Origin of the sequence: Streptomyces lomondensis (assembly GCF_014651035.1) — a bacterium.
Taxonomy (GTDB): domain Bacteria; phylum Actinomycetota; class Actinomycetes; order Streptomycetales; family Streptomycetaceae; genus Streptomyces; species Streptomyces lomondensis.
Genome location: NZ_BMWC01000001.1, coordinates 1,271,567 through 1,291,852 on the forward strand (window position 1 = coordinate 1,271,567; position 20,286 = coordinate 1,291,852).

16 protein-coding genes are annotated in these 20,286 nt (G+C 70.3%); 15 read left to right on the forward strand and 1 reads right to left on the reverse strand.

Annotated elements, in window-relative coordinates; genetic code table 11:
• Positions 1–49: 49 nt before the first annotated feature.
• The 13 genes from IE255_RS05495 (at position 50) to IE255_RS05555 (ending at position 14,200) form a co-directional block, all read left to right on the forward strand.
• Complete coding sequence (locus tag IE255_RS05495; RefSeq protein ID WP_190048951.1) at positions 50–1,579, forward strand: UDP-N-acetylmuramoyl-L-alanyl-D-glutamate--2,6-diaminopimelate ligase; 1,530 nt, start codon at positions 50–52, stop codon at positions 1,577–1,579.
• On the forward strand, positions 1,576–2,982 hold the full coding sequence (locus IE255_RS05500) for a UDP-N-acetylmuramoyl-tripeptide--D-alanyl-D-alanine ligase (protein WP_190048952.1): 1,407 nt from the start codon (positions 1,576–1,578) through the stop codon (positions 2,980–2,982). Before IE255_RS05495 ends, IE255_RS05500 begins: the two co-directional genes overlap by 4 nt.
• On the forward strand, positions 2,982–4,073 hold the full coding sequence (gene mraY / locus IE255_RS05505; RefSeq protein WP_190049357.1) for a phospho-N-acetylmuramoyl-pentapeptide-transferase: 1,092 nt from the start codon (positions 2,982–2,984) through the stop codon (positions 4,071–4,073). Before IE255_RS05500 ends, mraY begins: the two co-directional genes overlap by 1 nt.
• Positions 4,055–5,506, forward strand: a complete 1,452-nt coding sequence (murD, locus tag IE255_RS05510; RefSeq protein ID WP_190048953.1) for a UDP-N-acetylmuramoyl-L-alanine--D-glutamate ligase — start codon at positions 4,055–4,057, stop codon at positions 5,504–5,506. The genes mraY and murD overlap by 19 nt, the downstream gene beginning before the upstream one ends.
• Positions 5,507–5,644: 138 nt before the next feature.
• A complete protein-coding gene (gene ftsW, locus IE255_RS05515) occupies positions 5,645–7,012 on the forward strand; it encodes a putative lipid II flippase FtsW (protein ID WP_190048954.1) in 1,368 nt (455 codons plus the stop codon).
• A gap of 6 nt (positions 7,013–7,018) precedes the next feature.
• The gene (murG, locus tag IE255_RS05520; RefSeq protein ID WP_010039354.1) at positions 7,019–8,116 is read left to right on the forward strand and encodes an undecaprenyldiphospho-muramoylpentapeptide beta-N-acetylglucosaminyltransferase; all 1,098 of its coding nucleotides are present in this window, start codon (positions 7,019–7,021) and stop codon (positions 8,114–8,116) included.
• 25 nt (positions 8,117–8,141) lie between these two features.
• On the forward strand, positions 8,142–8,936 hold the full coding sequence (locus IE255_RS05525; protein WP_190048955.1) for a cell division protein FtsQ/DivIB: 795 nt from the start codon (positions 8,142–8,144) through the stop codon (positions 8,934–8,936).
• 288 nt (positions 8,937–9,224) lie between these two features.
• Positions 9,225–10,418, forward strand: coding sequence for a cell division protein FtsZ (gene ftsZ, locus IE255_RS05530; RefSeq protein WP_190048956.1), 1,194 nt, complete (start codon positions 9,225–9,227; stop codon positions 10,416–10,418).
• A 10-nt stretch (positions 10,419–10,428) separates the two neighbouring features.
• Positions 10,429–11,160, forward strand: coding sequence for a peptidoglycan editing factor PgeF (gene pgeF / locus IE255_RS05535; RefSeq protein WP_190048957.1), 732 nt, complete (start codon positions 10,429–10,431; stop codon positions 11,158–11,160).
• 6 nt (positions 11,161–11,166) lie between these two features.
• The gene (locus IE255_RS05540; protein ID WP_190048958.1) at positions 11,167–11,886 is read left to right on the forward strand and encodes a YggS family pyridoxal phosphate-dependent enzyme; all 720 of its coding nucleotides are present in this window, start codon (positions 11,167–11,169) and stop codon (positions 11,884–11,886) included.
• A 129-nt stretch (positions 11,887–12,015) separates the two neighbouring features.
• Positions 12,016–12,657 (forward strand): cell division protein SepF, encoded by a 642-nt coding sequence (locus IE255_RS05545; protein WP_190048959.1) that lies wholly within the window; start codon positions 12,016–12,018, stop codon positions 12,655–12,657.
• 71 nt (positions 12,658–12,728) lie between these two features.
• A complete protein-coding gene (locus tag IE255_RS05550) occupies positions 12,729–13,013 on the forward strand; it encodes a YggT family protein (protein ID WP_007448661.1) in 285 nt (94 codons plus the stop codon).
• Positions 13,014–13,066: 53 nt separating this feature from the next.
• Positions 13,067–14,200: a DivIVA domain-containing protein gene (locus IE255_RS05555; RefSeq protein WP_190048960.1), complete on the forward strand. Its 1,134-nt coding sequence runs from the start codon at positions 13,067–13,069 to the stop codon at positions 14,198–14,200.
• A gap of 194 nt (positions 14,201–14,394) precedes the next feature.
• On the opposite strand, the gene ileS is transcribed toward IE255_RS05555, so the two are convergent.
• Entirely contained in the window at positions 14,395–17,538 is a 3,144-nt protein-coding gene (ileS, locus tag IE255_RS05560; protein ID WP_190048961.1) for an isoleucine--tRNA ligase, read from the reverse strand.
• Between the two features lie 605 nt (positions 17,539–18,143).
• Between ileS and IE255_RS05565 the strand changes: the two genes are divergently transcribed.
• A complete protein-coding gene (locus IE255_RS05565; protein ID WP_190048962.1) occupies positions 18,144–19,583 on the forward strand; it encodes a TraR/DksA family transcriptional regulator in 1,440 nt (479 codons plus the stop codon).
• Positions 19,584–19,672: 89 nt separating this feature from the next.
• Entirely contained in the window at positions 19,673–20,278 is a 606-nt protein-coding gene (lspA, locus tag IE255_RS05570) for a signal peptidase II (protein WP_190048963.1), read from the forward strand.
• The last annotated feature ends 8 nt before the right edge of the window (positions 20,279–20,286 follow it).

A 20,286-nucleotide genomic window follows, 5' to 3' on the forward strand; every position in this document is an offset into this window, starting at 1 on the left:
CGCCGTGCCACACGCTGATCAGTCCCAAACCACCCAGAAGGGCCATCCCGTGACATACCCCGGGCCGCCCAGGCCGGTGCAGGTCTCCGCCACACCCCTCGCGGAACTCGCCGATCAGCTGGGTGCCCCCGCGCCGGAGAGCGCCGCCGAGGTCACGGGCATCACCCACGACTCCCGCGCCGTGCGCCCCGGCGATCTGTACGCCGCCCTCCCGGGCGCCCGGCTGCACGGTGCCGACTTCGTCGACCAGGCTGCGGGCCTGGGCGCCGCCGCCGTGCTGACCGATCCCACCGGCGCCGAGCGCGCCGCGGCCTCCGGGCTGCCGGTCCTGGTCGTCGACGACCCGCGCGCGCAGATGGGCGAGCTGGCCGCCACGATCTACGGCCACCCCGGCCGGGACCTGCTCCAGATCGGCATCACCGGCACCTCCGGCAAGACCACCACCGCCTACCTCGTCGAGGGCGGCCTGAAGACCGTGAAGTCGACCGGCCTGATCGGCACGGTCGAGATGCGCATCGGCGACGAGCGCATCAAGTCCGAGCGCACCACGCCCGAGGCCACCGACCTCCAGGCCCTGTTCGCCGTCATGCGCGAGCGCGGCGTCGAGGCGGTCGCCATGGAGGTCTCCAGCCACGCCCTGGTCCTCGGCCGCGTCGACGGCTGCGTCTTCGACATCGGCGTCTTCACCAACCTCAGCCCGGAGCACATGGAGTTCCACTCCGACATGGAGGACTACTTCCGGGCCAAGGCGCAGCTGTTCACCCCGAAACGCGGCAAACTCGGCGTGGTCAACGTCGACGACGAGTACGGCCGCAGGCTGGCCAACGAGGCCACCGTCCCGGTCGTCACCTACTCCGCCGAGGGCCACCCCGACGCCGACTGGCGCGCCGAGGACGTCGAGGTCGGCCGACTGGACTCGACGTTCACCGTCATCGGCCCCAAGGGCGAGCGGATCGCCGCCAGGTCGCCGCTGCCGGGCCCCTTCAACGTGGCCAACACCCTCGCCGCGATCGTCGCCCTGGCCGTCGCCGGCCTCGACCCGCAGGCCGCCGCCGACGGAGTCGCCGCCGTACCCGGCGTGCCGGGCCGCCTGGAGCGCGTCGACGCCGGGCAGCCGTACCTCGCGGTCGTCGACTACGCCCACAAGACCGACGCCGTCGAGTCCGTGCTGCGCGCCCTGCGCAAGGTCACCGAGGGCAGGCTGCACATCGTCCTCGGCTGCGGCGGCGACCGGGACACCACCAAGCGCGCGCCCATGGGCGCCGCCGCGGCCCGGCTCGCCGACACCGCCGTACTGACCTCCGACAACCCCCGTGGCGAGGACCCCCTCGCGATCCTCGCCACGATGCTCCAGGGCGCGGCCTCCGTGCCCGCGCACGAGCGCGGCGAGGTGCAGGTCTTCGAGGACCGGGCCGCCGCGATCGCCGCCGCCGTCGCCCGCGCAGAGCCCGGCGACACCGTGCTGGTCGCGGGCAAGGGCCACGAGCAGGGCCAGGACATCGCCGGGGTGGTCCGTCCCTTCGACGACCGCCAGGTGCTCCGCGAAGCCATCCAGAAGACCCAGGGGATGAACTTGTGATCGCCCTCTCCCTCGCCGAGATCGCAGAAGTCGTCGGCGGGCAGACGCACGACATACCGGATCCGTCCGTCCAGGTCACCGGCCCGGTCGTCCGGGACTCCCGCGAGGCGGTGCCGGGCAGCCTGTTCGTGGCCTTCGCCGGGGAGCGCGTGGACGGCCACGACTTCGCGGCGGCGGTCGTCGAGGCGGGAGCGGTGGCCGTGCTCGGCACCCGGCCCGTCGGCGTGCCCGCGATCGTCGTGGACGACGTCCAGGCCGCCCTCGGTGCCCTCGCCCGGCACGTCGTACGCCGCCTCGGCGCCACCCTCGTCGCCCTCACCGGCTCGGCGGGCAAGACCAGCACCAAGGACCTCATCGCGCAGGTCCTCCAGCGCAAGGCGCCGACGGTGTTCACGCCCGGCTCGCTCAACAACGAGATCGGGCTGCCGCTGACCGCGCTCAGCGCCACCGAGGAGACGAGGTTCCTCGTCCTGGAGATGGGCGCCCGCGGCATCGGACACATCCGCTACCTCACGGAACTGACCCCGCCGAAGATCGGCCTGGTGCTCAACGTCGGATCCGCCCACATCGGCGAGTTCGGCGGCCGCGAGCAGATCGCCCAGGCCAAGGGCGAACTCGTCGAGTCCCTCCCGGAGGAGGGGACCGCCGTCCTCAACGCGGACGACCCCTACGTACGGGCCATGGCCTCCCGTACGAAGGCGAAGGTGATCTTTTTCGGAGAGTCCGGCGAAGCGGACGTTCGCGCCGAGAACGTGCGACTCACGGACACCGGACAGCCCGCGTTCAGGCTTCACACACCCTCCGGTGCAAGCGACGTGACCATGCGCCTGTACGGTGAGCACCACGTGTCGAACGCGCTCGCCGCGGCCGCCGTCGCCCACGAGTTGGGCATGTCCGCAGACGAGATCGCCGTCGCGCTCTCCGAGGCGGGCTCCCTCTCCCGCTGGCGGATGGAGGTCACCGAGCGCCCGGACGGCGTGACGGTCGTCAACGACGCCTACAACGCGAACCCCGAGTCCATGAAGGCCGCGCTGCGTGCGCTCGCGGCCATCGGCAAGGGGCGTCGCACGTGGGCGGTGCTCGGCAAGATGGCCGAGCTCGGGGACGAGGCTCTCGCCGAGCACGACGCGGTCGGACGGCTCGCCGTCCGGCTCAACGTCAGCAAGCTCGTCGCGGTCGGTGGCAGGGAAGCCGCCTGGCTGCAACTGGGCGCATATAACGAGGGTTCGTGGGGTGAGGAGTCGGTGCACGTGTCCGACGCACAGGCGGCGGTCGACCTGTTGCGCAGCGAGTTGCGCCCGGGGGACGTCGTGCTCGTGAAGGCGTCCCGTTCGGTCGGCCTCGAGAGCGTTGCCCAGGCGCTGCTCGAGTCCGGTGCCGAGGGTGAGGTTTCCGCCCGATGATGAAGCAGATCCTGTTCGCAGGAGTCATTGGTCTCTTTCTCACGCTGGTCGGCACCCCGCTGCTGATCAAGCTCCTCGCGCGCAAGGGCTACGGCCAGTACATCCGCGACGACGGCCCGCGCGAGCACGCCAGCAAGCGCGGTACGCCGACCATGGGCGGCATCGCCTTCATCCTGGCGACGGTCGCCGCGTACTTCCTGGCCAAGGTCATCACGGGCTATCTGGACCCGGAGGCCGACGCGGCGCCGACCTTCTCGGGTCTGCTGGTGCTCGGCCTGATGGTCGGCATGGGCCTGGTCGGCTTCCTCGACGACTACATCAAGATCGTCAAGCGGCGCTCGCTGGGCCTGCGGGCCAAGGCGAAGATGGCCGGCCAGCTGATCGTCGGCATCGCCTTCGCGGTGCTCTCGCTCCAGTTCGCGGACAACCGCGGCAACACCCCGGCCTCCACGAAGCTGTCGTTCATCACGGACTTCGGCTGGACGATCGGCCCGGTGCTGTTCGTGGTCTGGGCGCTGTTCATGATCCTCGCGATGTCGAACGGCGTGAACCTGACCGACGGTCTGGACGGCCTGGCCACCGGCGCCTCGGTGCTGGTCTTCGGCGCCTACACCTTCATCGGCGTCTGGCAGTTCCAGGAGTCCTGCGCCAACGCGGGCACCCTGACCAACCCGGGCGCCTGTTACGAGGTCCGCGACCCGCTCGACCTCGCGGTGGTCGCCTCCGCGCTGATGGGCGCCTGCCTGGGCTTCCTGTGGTGGAACACCTCGCCGGCCAAGATCTTCATGGGCGACACCGGTTCGCTGGCACTCGGCGGTGTCCTCGCCGGCCTCGCGATCTGCTCCCGCACCGAGCTGCTGCTCGCGATCCTGGGCGGCCTGTTTGTCCTGATCACCATGTCCGTGGTGATCCAGGTCGGCTCCTTCCGCCTCACCGGAAAGCGCGTCTTCCGGATGGCGCCACTCCAGCACCACTTCGAACTCAAGGGCTGGTCCGAAGTGCTCGTCGTGGTCCGCTTCTGGATCATTCAGGGCATCTGTGTGATTGTCGGACTGGGCCTCTTCTACGCAGGATGGGCAGCGGACAAGTGACCTCCTCGGAGCCCTTCGACTTCCAGGGCAAGCACGTCACCGTCGCCGGGCTCGGCGTCTCCGGCGTCCCGGCGGCCAAGGTGCTGCACGGCCTCGGCGCGACCGTCACGGTCGTCAACGACGGCGCCGACGAGCGCGCGCGGGCGCAGGCGGCCGAGCTGGAGGCGCTCGGGATCACCGTGCGCCTGGGCGACGGTGACACCTTGCCGGAGGGCACCGAGCTGATCGTCACCGCGCCCGGCTGGAAGCCGGACAAGCCGCTGTTCGCGGCGGCGGAACAGGCGGGCGTCCCGGTCTGGGGCGACGTCGAGCTGGCCTGGCGCCTGCGCGGCCCCGACGCCGCCCCCTGGCTGGCGGTCACCGGCACCAACGGCAAGACCACCACCGTCCAGATGCTGGCGTCGATCCTGAAGGCGGCGGGCCTGCGCACGGCCGCCGTCGGCAACATCGGCGTCTCCCTGCTGGACGCGGTGCTCGGCGAGGAGCGGTACGACGTCCTCGCCGTCGAGCTGTCCAGCTACCAGCTGCACTGGGCGCCGTCCCTGCGCGCCCACTCGGCCGCGGTGCTGAACCTCGCCCCCGACCACCTCGACTGGCACGGCTCCATGGAGGCGTACGCCGCCGACAAGGGCCGCATCTACGAGGGCAATCGCGTCGCCTGCGTCTACAACGTGGACGCCACCGACAAGCCGTCCACCGAGGACCTGGTCCGCGAGGCCGACGTCGAGGAGGGCTGCCGGGCCGTCGGCTTCACCCTCGGCACCCCGGCGCCCTCCCAACTCGGCGTCGTGGAGGGCATCCTGGTCGACCGCGCCTTCGTCGAGAACCGGCAGAAGAACGCCCAGGAGCTCGCCGAGGTCGCCGACGTCGACCCGCCGGCCCCGCACAACATCGCCAACGCCCTCGCGGCAGCCGCCCTCGCCCGCGCCTACGGCGTCCCCGCCAGGGCCGTACGGGACGGACTGCGGGCGTTCACCCCGGACGCCCACCGCATCGCGCACGTGGCCGACGTGGACGGGGTCGCGTACGTCGACGACTCCAAGGCCACCAACACGCATGCCGCGGAAGCCTCGTTGGCGGCGTACGAGTCGATCGTGTGGATCGCGGGCGGGCTCGCCAAGGGCGCGGCCTTCGACGAGCTGGTCGCCAAGTCGGCGAAGCGGCTGCGCGGTGCCGTGCTGATCGGCGCGGACCGCGCGCTCATCCGGGAAGCCCTCGCGCGACACGCCCCGGAAGTACCCGTCGTCGACCTCGACCGGACCGACACTGGGGCGATGCGCGCGGCGGTTCGGGAAGCACGGCGGCTCGCCCGCCCCGGTGACACGGTGCTGCTGGCTCCGGCGTGCGCCTCCATGGACATGTTCGTCAACTACAACAAGCGCGGGGACGCTTTCGCGGACGCCGTTCGTGAGCTCGGCTCCGCCGAGGGCTGACCCGGGTCCGCCTCGCCCGGCGGTCGTGCCGGGCGTACCTGGGAGGGACGCGTGACACGGATGCGGCTGGTGCCCGAGCAGCGGCCGGGGGGCCTTCGCGGTGGAGCGTTCCCCCCTGGAACGGCGGGGTGACCAGCGATGCCCACCAGCCGCACCGGACGGCCCCCGGTCCAGCGCGCTCCCAAGCGCCCCGCCCCCTCCCGCCGGTCCCTGCGCGACAACCCCGTCCTGAACTTCTACACCCAGGCGCGCAGGGGCTGGGACCGGCCGCTGACCGCCTACTACCTCATCCTCGGCGGCAGCCTGCTGATCACCGCGCTGGGGCTGGTGATGGTCTACTCGGCCTCCCAGATCACCGCGCTCCAGATGTCGCTGCCGGGCTCCTACTTCTTCCGCAAGCAGCTGCTCGCGGCGGTGATCGGCGCCGGTCTGCTGTTCGCCGCCTCACGCATGCCGGTGAAACTGCACCGCGCCCTCGCCTACCCGATCCTCGCCGGCGCCGTCTTCCTCATGGCCCTGGTGCAGGTCCCCGGGATAGGAGTGTCGGTCAACGGCAACCAGAACTGGATCGCGCTCGGCGGCTCCTTCCAGATCCAGCCCAGCGAGTTCGGCAAGCTCGCCCTCGTGCTGTGGGGAGCGGACCTGCTCGCCCGCAAGCAGGACAAGAGGCTGCTGACCCAGTGGAAGCACATGCTGGTCCCGCTGGTGCCGGCCGCCTTCATGCTGCTCGGTCTGATCATGATCGGCGGCGACATGGGCACGGCGATCATCCTCACGGCGATCCTGTTCGGCCTGCTGTGGCTGGCGGGCGCTCCCACCCGGCTGTTCATCGGCGTCCTGTCGATCGCCGCGGTGCTCGGCACCGTCCTCATCACGTCCAGCTCGAACCGCATGGCGCGCCTGCAGTGCCTCGGCGCCACCGAACCCCAGTCCGGACCCGTCGACTGCTGGCAGGCCGTGCACGGCATCTACGCCCTCGCCTCGGGCGGAATCTTCGGCTCCGGTCTGGGTGCGAGTGTGGAGAAATGGGGCCAACTCCCCGAAGCCCACACCGACTTCATCTTCGCCGTCACCGGTGAGGAACTGGGCCTGGCGGGGACGCTGTCGGTACTCGCCCTCTTCGCGGCTCTAGGCTATGCGGGTATCCGCGTGGCCGGACGCACGGAGGACCCCTTCGTGAGGTATGCCGCGGGAGGTGTGACCACCTGGATCACGGCCCAGGCCGTGATCAACATCGGTGCGGTGCTCGGTCTGCTGCCGATCGCCGGCGTCCCCCTCCCGCTGTTCTCCTACGGAGGGTCCGCCCTGCTGCCGACCATGTTCGCCATCGGGCTGCTGATCGCGTTCGCGCGCGACGAGCCCGCTGCGCGGGCGGCGCTTGCGATGCGGCAACCCCGCTTTGGTAGAAAGCGGGGGGCTGGGGGAACCGGTTCCGGTCGGAGTCCCCGGAGATGGAACACGATGCGACGGCGCGCCTCGGCGGCGCGCTCGTCCGGAGAGCGGTGAATTTCGGTGCATGTCGTACTCGCCGGCGGAGGAACCGCGGGCCACATCGAGCCCGCGCTCGCCCTCGCGGACGCCCTGCGCAGGCAGGATCCGACCGTGGGCATCACGGCCCTGGGCACGGAGCGCGGCCTCGAGACACGTCTCGTACCCGAGCGTGGGTACGAACTCGCGCTGATCCCCGCCGTACCGCTGCCACGCAAGCCCACCCCCGAGCTGATCACCGTCCCGGGCCGGCTGCGCGGCACGATCAAGGCGACCGAGCAGATCCTGGAGCGCACCAAGGCGGACGCCGTGGTCGGCTTCGGCGGCTACGTCGCCCTGCCCGGCTACCTGGCGGCCAAGCGCCTGGGCGTGCCGATCGTCATCCACGAGGCCAACGCCCGCCCGGGCCTGGCCAACAAGATCGGCTCGCGGTACGCCAGCCAGGTCGCCGTCTCCACCCCGGACAGCAAGCTGCGCGGCGCCCGGTACATCGGCATCCCGCTGCGCCGCTCCATCGCCACCCTGGACCGGGCCGCCGTCCGCCCCGAGGCCCGGGCCGCCTTCGGGCTCGACCCGAACCTGCCCACGCTGCTGGTCTCCGGCGGCTCCCAGGGCGCCCGCCGGCTGAACGAGGTCGTGCAGACGGTCGCCCCCTGGCTCCAGCAGGCCGGGATCCAGATCCTGCACGCCGTCGGCCCGAAGAACGAACTGCCGCAGGTGCAGCAGATGCCGGGGATGCCCCCCTACATCCCGGTAAGTTACCTGGACCGGATGGACCTCGCGTACGCCGCGGCCGACATGATGCTGTGCCGCGCGGGCGCGATGACCGTCGCCGAACTCTCCGCCGTCGGGCTCCCGGCCGCCTACGTCCCGCTGCCCATCGGCAACGGCGAGCAGCGGCTCAACGCCCAGCCGGTGGTCAAGGCCGGCGGCGGCCTGCTGGTCGACGACGCGGAGCTGACCCCCGAGTGGGTCCAGCAGAACGTCCTGCCCGTGCTCGCCGACCCGCACCGGCTGTACCAGATGTCCCGCGCCGCCGCCGAGTTCGGCCGCCGGGACGCCGACGACCTGCTCGTCGGCATGGTGTACGAGGCGATCGCCGCCGCCCGTGCACACCGCTAGGACCGTATGACGGAAGGCAGGGAGCGTGGCCGGATCGACCACCGCCGAGCGCGGTGAACGCCAGCAGGAGTCGTCCGGCCCGCCGCCCGTCAGGCGTCTGCGGCGGCGCCACCTTCGGGTGATCGTCATCCTGGGCCTCGCCCTGCTCTTCTTCGGCACCCCGACGCTCTGGCTGTTCTACGGCTCCGACTGGCTGCGCGCCGAGACCGTCTCCGTCTCCGGCACCCGGGTCCTGACGCCGGCTCAGGTCGAGGCCGCCGCCGACGTCCCGCTCGGCGAGCCGCTGATTTCCGTCGACACCGATGCGATCGAGACGCGGCTGCGCCAGAAATTGCCCCGAATTGACGCGGTTGACGTGGTCCGTTCCTGGCCCCATGGAATCGACCTGAAAGTGGTTGAACGGACTCCGGTTCTGATTGTCCAAAAGGGCGGAAGGTTCGTCGAAGTGGACGATGAAGGTGTCCGTTTCGCTACGGTTTCCGAGGCGCCGAAAGGCGTGCCCGCACTGGAATTGACGCTGTCGCGGTCCAGCTCCGCGGCGGCCAGCCTGCGCCGCTTCGGCGAGTCCCGGCTGGTGCGCGAGGCGGTCGCTGTCGCCCGTGCCGTTCCGGCCGCCGTCGCACGCGACACACGCACCGTCAAGGTCCGTTCCTACGACGACATCTCGCTGGAGTTGAGGGGCGGCCGCACGGTCACCTGGGGAAGCAGCGAGAAGGGCGCGGCGAAGGCCCGTACGCTCACCGCTCTGATGAAAGCCTCGCCGGACGCGCGGCACTTCGACGTCAGCGTCCCCACCGCGCCCGCGTCATCAGGGAGTTGACGCACATCCGCGCAGGCCAGCACCCTGGTTGGGCAGTGCTACGGCTGATCACATAGGGTGAAAAGAAAAACGGGAGGTTCGGCGTGTTCGTTGAACGTGCGCCACTTGTCGACTTAGTGTCCTGTTCAGAAGACTCCAAGGAACAGACACACTGGTAACCCTAAACTTCAGGGTTAGGGTTCGGGTCGGCGATACGGACCGTCCCATTCGGCATCAGTCGTCGGGTCGCGGGGCGCAGGGCGTCACGGTGATTCGGCGACACGTAACTCGAGGCGAGAGGCCTTCGACGTGGCAGCACCGCAGAACTACCTCGCAGTCATCAAAGTCATCGGTGTCGGCGGCGGTGGTGTCAATGCCATCAACCGGATGATCGAGGTCGGTCTCAAGGGCGTCGAGTTCATCGCCATCAACACCGACGCGCAAGCTCTGTTGATGAGCGACGCCGACGTCAAGCTGGACGTCGGCCGTGAACTCACCCGCGGACTCGGCGCCGGAGCCAACCCGGCCGTGGGCCGCAAGGCCGCCGAGGACCACCGCGAGGAGATCGAGGAGGTCCTCAAGGGGGCCGACATGGTCTTCGTGACAGCCGGTGAAGGCGGCGGCACCGGCACCGGCGGCGCGCCCGTCGTGGCCAACATCGCCCGCTCGCTCGGTGCCCTCACCATCGGCGTGGTCACGCGCCCGTTCACCTTCGAGGGGCGGCGCCGCGCGAACCAGGCCGAGGACGGCATCGCCGAGCTCCGCGAAGAGGTCGACACCCTCATCGTCATCCCGAACGACCGGCTGCTGTCCATCTCGGACCGCCAGGTCTCGGTGCTCGACGCCTTCAAGTCGGCCGACCAGGTCCTCCTCTCCGGTGTCCAGGGCATCACCGACCTCATCACCACCCCCGGCCTCATCAACCTCGACTTCGCCGACGTCAAGTCGGTCATGTCCGAGGCCGGCTCGGCCCTGATGGGCATCGGCTCGGCCCGCGGCGACGACCGCGCGGTGGCCGCCGCCGAGATGGCGATCTCCTCGCCGCTGCTGGAGGCGTCCATCGACGGCGCCCGCGGTGTGCTGCTCTCCATCTCCGGCGGCTCGGACCTCGGCCTGTTCGAGATCAACGAGGCCGCCCAGCTGGTGAGCGAGGCCGCCCACCCCGAGGCCAACATCATCTTCGGCGCGGTGATCGACGACGCCCTCGGCGACGAGGTCCGCGTCACCGTGATCGCCGCCGGCTTCGACGGGGGCCAGCCCCCGGCCCGCCGGGAGAACGTCATCGGCTCGGCCTCGGCCAAGCGCGAGGAGCCGGCGCCGGTGCGGCAGACCGAGAGCCGCCCGTCCTTCGGCTCGCTCGGCAGCGTGACCCCGAAGGAGGACCCGGAGCCTGCTCCGAAGCCGGTCGAGGACATCCCGGTCGCCCCGCCGGTCCCCCCGGCGCCGCGCACCTACTCGGACAGCGCGGCCGAGGAACTGGACGTACCGGACTTCCTCAAGTGATCCTTCTGACGTGATAGGACAGTGCGAGAGCGTGAGCGGCGCCCACTTCGCCTTCACCGACCGGTGGGGCGGGGTGAGCGCCGCTCCGTATGAGGAGCTCAATCTCGGCGGAGCGGTCGGAGACGACCCGGACGCCGTACGTACCAACCGGGAACTGGCCGCCAAGTCCCTGGGCGTCGAGCCGGACCGGGTGGTCTGGATGAACCAGGTGCACGGGGCCGAGGTGGCCGTGGTGGACGGACCGTGGGGATCTTCGTCCGACATCCCGTCGGTCGACGCGATCGTCACGGTACGGCGGGGGCTCGCCCTCGCCGTGCTCACCGCCGACTGCGTGCCGGTCCTGCTCGCCGACCCCGTCGCCGGGATCGCCGCCGCGGCCCACGCGGGCCGGCCCGGCATGATCGCCGGAGTCGTCCCGGCCGCGCTACGCGCGATGACGGAGCTGGGCGCCGAGCCCTCCCGGATCGTCGCCCGCACCGGACCCACCGTCTGCGGCCGGTGTTACGAAGTGCCCGATGCGATGCGCGCCGAGGTGTCCGCCGTCGAGCCGGCGGCGTACGCCGAGACGAGCTGGGGCACGCCGGCGGTCGATGTGAGCGCCGGGGTGCACGCGCAACTGGAACGGCTCGGGGTGCGCGACCGGGAGCAGTCGCCGGTGTGCACGCTGGAGTCGCGCGATCACTTCTCGTACCGCCGCGACCGCACCACCGGGCGGCTCGCGGGCTATGTGTGGCTGGACTGACAGGACATGACGGACCGTAAGGACGAACTCGCCTCAAATCTGGCGAAAGTTGAGCGGCGCATCGCCGACGCGTGTGCGGCCGCCGGCCGGGGGCGCGAGGAAGTGACCCTGATCGTGGTCACCAAGACCTATCCGGCGAGCGATGTGCGGATGCTGTCGGAACTCGGTGTGCGCCATGTCGCCGAGAACCGCGACCAGGACGCGGCCCCCAAGGCCGCCGCTTGTGCGGATCTACCCCTTACATGGCATTTTGTCGGTCAACTTCAGACCAACAAGGTGCGCTCGGTGGCCGGTTACGCGGATTTCGTGCAGTCCGTCGATCGTTCCAAGCTGGTCACCGCTCTGTCGAAGGAGGCCGAGCGGGCCGGGCGCGAGCTGGGGTGTCTCCTCCAGGTCGCACTGGACGCCGGTGAGAGCGGGCGGGGCGAGCGCGGCGGCGTGGCGCCCGACGGAATCGAAGAGTTGGCCGACCTCGTCGCCGGGGCTCCGGGGTTGCGGCTCGGCGGACTGATGACCGTCGCCCCGCTCACCGGGGAGTACGCGGGACGCGAACAGGCGGCGTTCGAGCGGTTGATGGATTTGTCGACCGACCTGCGCCGGAGTCATCCGGCTGCCACCATGGTCTCGGCAGGCATGAGTGCGGACCTCGAACAGGCCGTGGCGGCCGGAGCGACACATGTGCGCGTCGGCAGCGCGGTACTCGGAGTCCGCCCCAGGCTCGGGTAACGTCGCCAAGAAGTCGGACCACAGCAGAAAATATGGTCATTGCCGCCGAAAGGCGGATTCAAGGACCTCGTGGATCGCGGGCACTTGGCAGTCGTCAGCCGATCCACCACAGAGCGGAGGACTCAGAGCATGGCCGGCGCGATGCGCAAGATGGCGGTCTACCTCGGCCTCGTGGAGGACGATGGGTACGACGGCCGCGGATTCGACCCCGACGACGACTTCGAACCAGAACTCGATCCGGAACCCGAGCGGGATCACCGGCGGCACGAGCCGTCCCATCAGCCTCACATCTCACATCAGCCCCAAAGGGACGAAGAGGTACGAGTCGTACAGCCGTCCGCGCCTCGTGAACCGGCCGCCCGTTCCGCTTCGCTCCCCGCGGAATCCGGCCGCCCGGCGCGCATCGCGCCCGTGGCATCCATCACACAAGAACGCGCAAGCCTGGAGAAGAACGCACCGGTGATCATGCCCAAGGTCGTGTCCGAACGAGAGCCTTACCGGATCACCACGCTCCACCCACGGACCTACAACGAGGCCCGTACCATCGGGGAACACTTCAGAGAAGGCACCCCGGTGATCATGAATCTGACTGAGATGGACGACACAGATGCGAAGCGACTTGTCGACTTTGCGGCCGGTTTGGTGTTTGGTCTTCACGGCAGTATCGAGCGGGTGACGCAGAAGGTGTTCCTGTTGTCGCCTGCTAACGTCGATGTCACGGCGGAGGACAAGGCCCGCATCGCAGAGGGCGGGTTCTTCAACCAGAGCTGAGACGCACCACCGGAAACAGCAGTAGAACAGCACTACACAGCAGGGCACTGGGGAGAGGGAAGCAAGAGGTCATGAGCGTGGTCCTGGATGTCGTCTACATCGCGCTGATGTGCTTCCTCATCGTGCTCATCTTCCGGTTGGTCATGGACTACGTCTTCCAGTTCGCCCGCTCATGGCAACCCGGCAAGGCGATGGTGGTCGTTCTGGAGGCCACCTACACTGTCACTGATCCACCGCTCAAGCTTCTGCGGCGGTTCATTCCGCCGCTGCGTCTCGGGGGCGTGGCGCTCGACCTGTCCTTCTTCGTACTGATGATCATCGTCTACATCCTGATCTCGATCGTGAGCCGGCTGTGAGCGATGTGAACTACGGTCTTGCCGAATGCCGACGACTACGTTGAGGTGAAGAGATGCCGTTGACCCCCGAGGACGTGCGGAACAAGCAGTTCACGACCGTCCGCCTCCGAGAAGGCTATGACGAGGACGAGGTCGATGCCTTCCTCGACGAGGTCGAAGCCGAACTGACCCGCCTGCTCCGTGAGAACGAGGACCTGCGCGCCAAACTGGCCGCGGCCACGCGCGCTGCTGCGCAGAACCAGCAGAACATGCGCAAGCCTCCGGAGCAGCAGCAGGATCAGCAGCAGCAACAGCAGCAGGGCATGCGCGGTCCCGGCGGTCCCGTTCCCGCCGGCATATCGGGCCCGCCGCAGCAGCAGATGGGTGGCCCCATGGGTGGTCCGCCCCAGCTGCCGAGCGGTGCCCCGCAGCTGCCCGCCGGTCCCGGCGGTGGCCAGGGTGGCCCTCAGGGTCCCGGTCCGATGGGCCAGGGTCCGATGGGTCAGGGCCCCATGGGTGGTCAGCCTCCCATGCAGCAGCAGATGGGTGGTCCGATGGGCGGCCCCATGGGCGGTCCGATGGGCGGCCCCGGTCAAGGAGGCCCCGGTGGCGACAGCGCCGCCCGTGTCCTCTCGCTGGCCCAGCAGACCGCCGACCAGGCGATCGCCGAGGCCCGTTCCGAAGCCAACAAGATCGTCGGCGAGGCGCGTTCGCGTGCCGAGGGTCTGGAGCGTGACGCCCGTGCCAAGGCCGACGCCCTGGAGCGGGACGCGCAGGAGAAGCACCGTGTCGCGATGGGCTCGCTGGAGTCCGCCCGCGCCACGCTGGAGCGCAAGGTCGAGGACCTGCGCGGCTTCGAGCGCGAGTACCGCACGCGCCTGAAGTCGTACCTGGAGTCGCAGCTGCGTCAGCTGGAGACCCAGGCCGACGACTCGCTGGCCCCGCCGCGCACTCCGGCGACCGCCTCCCTCCCGCCGTCCCCGGCGCCTTCCATGGCCCCGGCCGGCGCGAGCGCCCCGTCCTACGGCGGCGGCAACCAGACGATGGGCGGCGCCCCCTCGCCGTCCGGTCCGTCCTACGGCGGTCAGCAGCAGATGTCCCCGGCGATGACCCAGCCGATGGCGCCGGTGCGTCCGCAGGGTCCCTCGCCGATGGGTCAGGCGCCCTCGCCGATGCGTGGCTTCCTGATCGACGAGGATGACAACTGACGGCCTGATGGCCAGTAGTACGGCGTAGACGTCGGCAGCGTTCAGGGCGAGGCCCCGGGTTCACCCCGGGGCCTCGCCCTTTTGCCACGCGTGTTCGTGTCTGCGCAATCCCGTTCTGCGTACGCAACGCCGAAGGCCCGGACCCGCCAAGATCTTTGGGGGGTCCGGGCCTTCGGTCCGAGAGGTCCTGAGGGTTACGCCTTGCGCAGGCGGAACGTCAGGGACAGGCCCTCGTCGGTGAAGGGCTCGCCGTAGGCGCCGTCCGCCTCGCCCTGGGCGAAGTCCGTCGCCAGGACCTCGTCGGCGATCAGGCCGGCGTGATCGGTCAGGGCCGCGACCGTCGCCGCGTCCGTGGCCGTCCAGCGCAGTGCGATGCGGTCGGCCACGTCGAGGCCGCTGTTCTTGCGGGCCTCCTGGATCAGACGGATCGCGTCACGGGCCAGGCCCGCTCGGCGGAGCTCCTCCGTGATCTCCAGGTCCAGGGCGACCGTCGCGCCCGCGTCGGACGCCACGGACCAGCCCTCGCGCGGGGTCTCCGTGATGATGACCTCGTCCGGAGCCAGTGTGATGGTCTCGCCGTCGACCTCCACCGACGCCGTGCCCTCGCGCAGGGCCAGGGACAGGGCGGCCGCGTCCGCGTTCGCGATGGCCTTGGCCACGTCCTGGACGCGCTTGCCGAACCGCTTGCCCAGCGCGCGGAAGTTGGCCTTCGCCGTGGTGTCGACGAGACTGCCGCCGACCTCGCTCAGCGTCGCCAGGGACTCGACGTTCAGCTCCTCCGTGATCTGCGTGCGCAGTTCGGAGCCCAGCGCCTCGAAGCCGGTGGCCGCGATCAGCGCGCGGGACAGCGGCTGACGCGTCTTGACGCCCGACTCCGCGCGCGTGGCACGGCCCAGCTCCACCAGGCGGCGCACCAGCACCATTTGCTTCGACAGCTCCGGGTCGATGGCGCTGAGGTCCGCCTCGGGCCAGGAGGAGAGGTGGACCGACTCCGGGGCACCGGGGGTGACCGGGACGATCAGGTCCTGCCAGACCCGCTCGGTGATGAACGGGGTCAGCGGGGCCATGAGCTGCGTCACCGTCTCGACGACCTCGTGCAGCGTGCGCAGGGCCGCCTTGTCGCCCTGCCAGAAGCGGCGGCGGGAGCGGCGCACGTACCAGTTCGACAGGTCGTCGACGAACGCGGACAGCAGCCTGCCGGCGCGCTGGGTGTCGTAGGCGTCGAGGGCCTGGGTGACCTGGTCGGTGAGCGCGTGCAGTTCGGACAGCAGCCAGCGGTCCAGGACCGGGCGGTCGGCCGGGGCCGGGTCGGCCTCGGACGGGGCCCAGCCGGACGTCCGGGCGTACAGGGCCTGGAAGGCGACCGTGTTCCAGTACGTCAGGAGGGTCTTGCGGACGACCTCCTGGATCGTGCCGTGGCCCACGCGGCGGGCCGCCCACGGGGAGCCGCCGGCCGCCATGAACCAGCGGACCGCGTCGGCGCCGTGCCGGTCCATGAGCGGGATCGGCTCCAGGGTGTTGCCCAGGTGCTTGGACATCTTGCGGCCGTCCTCGGCGAGGATGTGGCCGAGGCAGACGACGTTCTCGTACGACGACTTGTCGAAGACCAGCGTGCCGACCGCCATCAGCGTGTAGAACCAGCCGCGGGTCTGGTCGATGGCCTCGCAGATGAACTGCGCCGGGTAGCGGGCCTCGAACAGCTCCTTGTTCTTGTACGGGTAGCCCCACTGCGCGAACGGCATCGAGCCCGAGTCGTACCAGGCGTCGATGACCTCCGGCACGCGGGTGGCCGTCTTGCCGCAGCTGTCCTGCGGGCAGGCGAAGGTGACCTCGTCGATGAACGGGCGGTGCGGGTCCAGGCCCGACTGGTCGGTGCCGGTCAGCTCGGTCAGTTCGGTGAGGGAGCCGACGCAGGTGAGGTGGTCGTCCTCGCAGCGCCAGATCGGCAGCGGGGTGCCCCAGTAGCGGTTGCGGGACAGGGCCCAGTCGATGTTGTTGTTCAGCCAGTCGCCGTAGCGGCCGTTCTTGACCGTGTCGGGGAACCAGTTGGTGCTCTCGTTCTCCGCGAGGAGGCGGTCCTTGATCGCCGTGGTGCGGATGTACCAGGAGGGCTGCGCGTAGTAGAGCAGCGCGGTGTGGCAGCGCCAGCAGTGCGGGTAGCTGTGCTCGTACGGGATGTGCTTGAAGAGCAGGCCGCGGTTGCCGAGGTCCTCGGTGAGCTTCTCGTCGGCCTTCTTGAAGAAGACGCCGCCGACCAGGGGGACGTCCTCCTCGAAGGTGCCGTCCGGGCGGACCGGGTTCACGACCGGCAGGCCGTAGGAGCGGCAGACCTTGAGGTCGTCCTCACCGAAGGCGGGGGACTGGTGGACCAGGCCCGTACCGTCCTCGGTCGTGACGTACTCGGCGTTCACGACGAAGTGGGCCGGCTCCGGGAACTCCACCAGCTCGAACGGGCGCTGGTACGTCCAGCGCTCCATCTCGGCGCCCGTGAAGGTCCGGCCGGTGCTCTCCCAGCCTTCGCCGAGGGCCTTGGCGACCAGCGGCTCGGCGACGACGAGCTTCTCCTCGCCGTTCGTCGCGACGACGTAGGTGACCTCGGGGTGCGCGGCGACCGCCGTGTTGGAGACCAGGGTCCACGGCGTGGTCGTCCACACCAGGAGCGCGGCCTCGCCGGCGAGGGGGCCGGAGGTGAGCGGGAAGCGGACGTAGACCGAGGGGTCGACGACCGTCTCGTAGCCCTGCGCCAGCTCGTGGTCGGACAGGCCCGTGCCGCAGCGGGGGCACCAGGGGGCGACGCGGTGGTCCTGGACGAGGAGGCCCTTGCCGAAGATCTCCTTCAGCGACCACCAGACCGACTCGATGTACTCGGGGTCCATCGTGCGGTACGGCTCGTTCAGATCGGTCCAGTAGCCCATGCGGGTCGTGAGCTCTTCGAAGGCGTCCGTGTGCCGGGTCACCGACTCGCGGCACTTCGCGTTGAACTCGGCGATGCCGTACGCCTCGATGTCCTGCTTGCCGGAGAAGCCGAGCTCCTTCTCGACGGCGAGCTCCACCGGGAGGCCGTGGCAGTCCCAGCCGGCCTTGCGGGCCACGTGGTAGCCGCGCATGGTGCGGAAGCGGGGGAAGACGTCCTTGAAGACGCGGGCCTCGATGTGGTGGGCGCCGGGCATGCCGTTGGCGGTGGGCGGGCCCTCGTAGAACACCCACTCGGGGCGGCCCTCGGACTGCTCCAGGCTCTTGACGAAGATCTTCTGCTCGCGCCAGAAGTCGAGCACCGCGTGCTCGAGGGCGGGCAGGTCGACCTGGGCGGGTACCTGGCGATACGTCGGCGATGTCATCAGCGGGCTTCCTCCGGCGGACTTGCTGCCTTCCGTCCGGAGGGACGAGAGCCGTGTCATTCCGTACGCCGGTTTCGGCGCGCTCCCGCGGTACCACCCTCCTTGGCCCGCCGACACCGGGTGCGCGTCGGTGAGCCCCCTCATTGGGGTCGCGATGCCGGTTCTACTTGCTCGCGTGAGCTTTCTTCCGGCGGCTCCGGGGTGATCTTCACGTCGCGCTCACCCCCGGGCTTCCACCGTCCCCGGGTCGCTCTGGGCTGCGTACGCCGCTACTCGTCCCCATCCACGCTTTTCGCTCCGCCCAGTGTACGGCGCCGGGCGGACAGCGGCCGACCGCTTTTCGGGGCCGCCGGGGGTGGGGTGCCATGCGGAGTGGCTTATGGGTTTGATGACCCGAATGGCGAGGTATGGGTGTTCGGATCCTGGGACGTCCGGCTCGGCGGATTACCGGGCGGGGAGCTGGGCACAACGGATGCAGGTTCGCCGCGCGGCGTGCGCGAGGCGGGCGAATCGGGCCGTGTGCCCCGTTGCCGCGGGACTCGAGTCGATTTATCGTCCCAGCACGATTCGCGAGCAAGATCACAATATGTGAAGGGGCCGCGGCCATGGTGGCGAAGAAGACCGCCGTACAGCAGCCGGCGTCCGGCAGGTCCGCGGGGACCTCCGGTGGTGCGGCCAAGGACGTGGGTGGGAAGAAGTCCACGCAGGGGGGCTCGGCGGGGCGGGCGGCGAAGGGGGCGGCGGGGAAGGCGACCGAGGGGACGAAGGCGGTTGTCAAGAAGACGAAAGCGGCGGTCAAGAAGGCGGAGGTGACGGCGAAGGCTGTGGCCGAGAAGGGCGTGGCCAAGAAGGGTGAGGCCAAGAAGGCCGCATCCGGGAAGGCCGCACCCAAGAAGGCCGCCGCCAAGGCTCCGGCCGAGAAGGCGTCGGCGGAGAAGGCGTCGGACGAGAGAGCGACGGCCGAGAAGACAGTGGCCAAGAGGGCCCCGGCTGAGAGGGCCCCGGCCAAGAAGGCCCCGGCCAAGAAGGCGGCCGGAAAGGCTCCGGCCAAGAAGTCTCCGGCCAAGAAGGCGATCGTCAGGGAGGCGGCGGGTAAGGAGACGGCGGGCGAAAAATCGGTCGTCAGGGAGGCGGCGGCCAGGAAGGCGGTCGTCAGGGAGGCGGCGGCCAGGAAGGCGGTCGTCAGGGATGCGGCGGCCAGGAAGGCGGCGGCCAAGAAAGCGGTCGGCAAGGGGGCGGCAGGTACGGAGGCGGCGGTCAAGAAGGCCGGCGCCGAGGAAGCCAGGGAGGCGGCGGGTACGGAGACGGCGGCCAGGAAGGCGGTCGGTAAGGGGGCGGCGGAGAAGAGGGCCGCTGTCAAGAGGGCGAAGGCCGCCAAGGCCGGCGCCGCGCGGAAGGGCGCCGAGGGCGTTGCCGGGCAGGGCGCCGCAGGCGAGAGCACCACCACTAAGGGCCCGGCCGGGAAGGGCGCTGCCCGGACCGGCGCGGGCACACAGGACACGGCCGGGAGCAGCACGGCCAAGAAGGCGCGCGCGGCCGAGGCCGCGACGCAGACGGGAGCGACGACGGTGGGTGCGAAGAAGACTCCTGGCGCGGCCACGGCGGCCAAGACCGCCGTGCCGAAGGCACGGGCCGGCGCGGCGGACCCCGGTGAGCTCGCGGTACGTCCGGGCGAGGACCCCTGGACGACGGAGGAGGTCGAGGAGGCGCGCGCCGAGCTGATGTCGGAGGAGGCGCGGCTGCGCGAGGAGATCACCTCGTCGGAGCGGTCGCTCGCCGGTCTGATGCGGGACTCCGGGGACGGCGCGGGCGACGACCAGGCCGACACCGGCACCAAGAACATCACGCGCGAGCACGAGCTGGCCCTGGCCGCCAACGCGCGCGAGATGCTCGTCCAGACCGAGCGCGCGCTGGAACGCCTGCACGCGGGCACCTACGGCCTGTGCGAGAACTGCGGCAACCCCATCGGCAAGGCCCGGATGCAGGCCTTCCCGCGGGCCACGCTGTGCGTGGAGTGCAAGCAGAAGCAGGAGCGCCGGTACTGACCGGCCGCCGAATGCCTCCTGAGCACGTGGGGTGCGCGGGGTGTGCCGTACCCTCGTCCTCAGTCAGGCACCTAGGTTGAGGGACTCACGTGGCAGAGGCGGAGCGCATCATCGGTACGCCGGACACACCGGACGCGGCCGGGAACGGGCAGGACCGGCCCGGCGAGTCCGGCACCGACGATACGGCGGCCACGGCCGGCCGGCCCCGGGGCAGGCGCCGTATCGGGGTGCTGTTCGGTGTGGCCGCGTTCGCGTACGCCCTCGACCTGATCAGCAAGATGATCGTGGTGGCCAAGCTGGAGCACCACCCGCCCATCGAGATCATCGGGGACTGGCTGAAGTTCGAGGCGATCCGCAACGCGGGCGCGGCCTTCGGCTTCGGCGAGGCCTTCACCGTGATCTTCACCATGATCGCGGCGGCGGTGATCGTGGTGATCGCCCGGCTCGCCCGCAAGCTCTACAGCCTGCCCTGGGCGATCGCGCTCGGCCTGCTGCTCGGCGGTGCGCTGGGCAACCTCACCGACCGGATCTTCCGGGCGCCGGGCGTCTTCGAGGGCGCGGTCGTGGACTTCATCGCGCCCAAGCACTTCGCCGTGTTCAACCTGGCCGACTCGGCGATCGTGTGCGGCGGCATCCTGATCGTGCTTCTGTCGTTCAAGGGGCTCGACCCGGACGGGACCGTCCACAAGGACTGAGCGCGCGT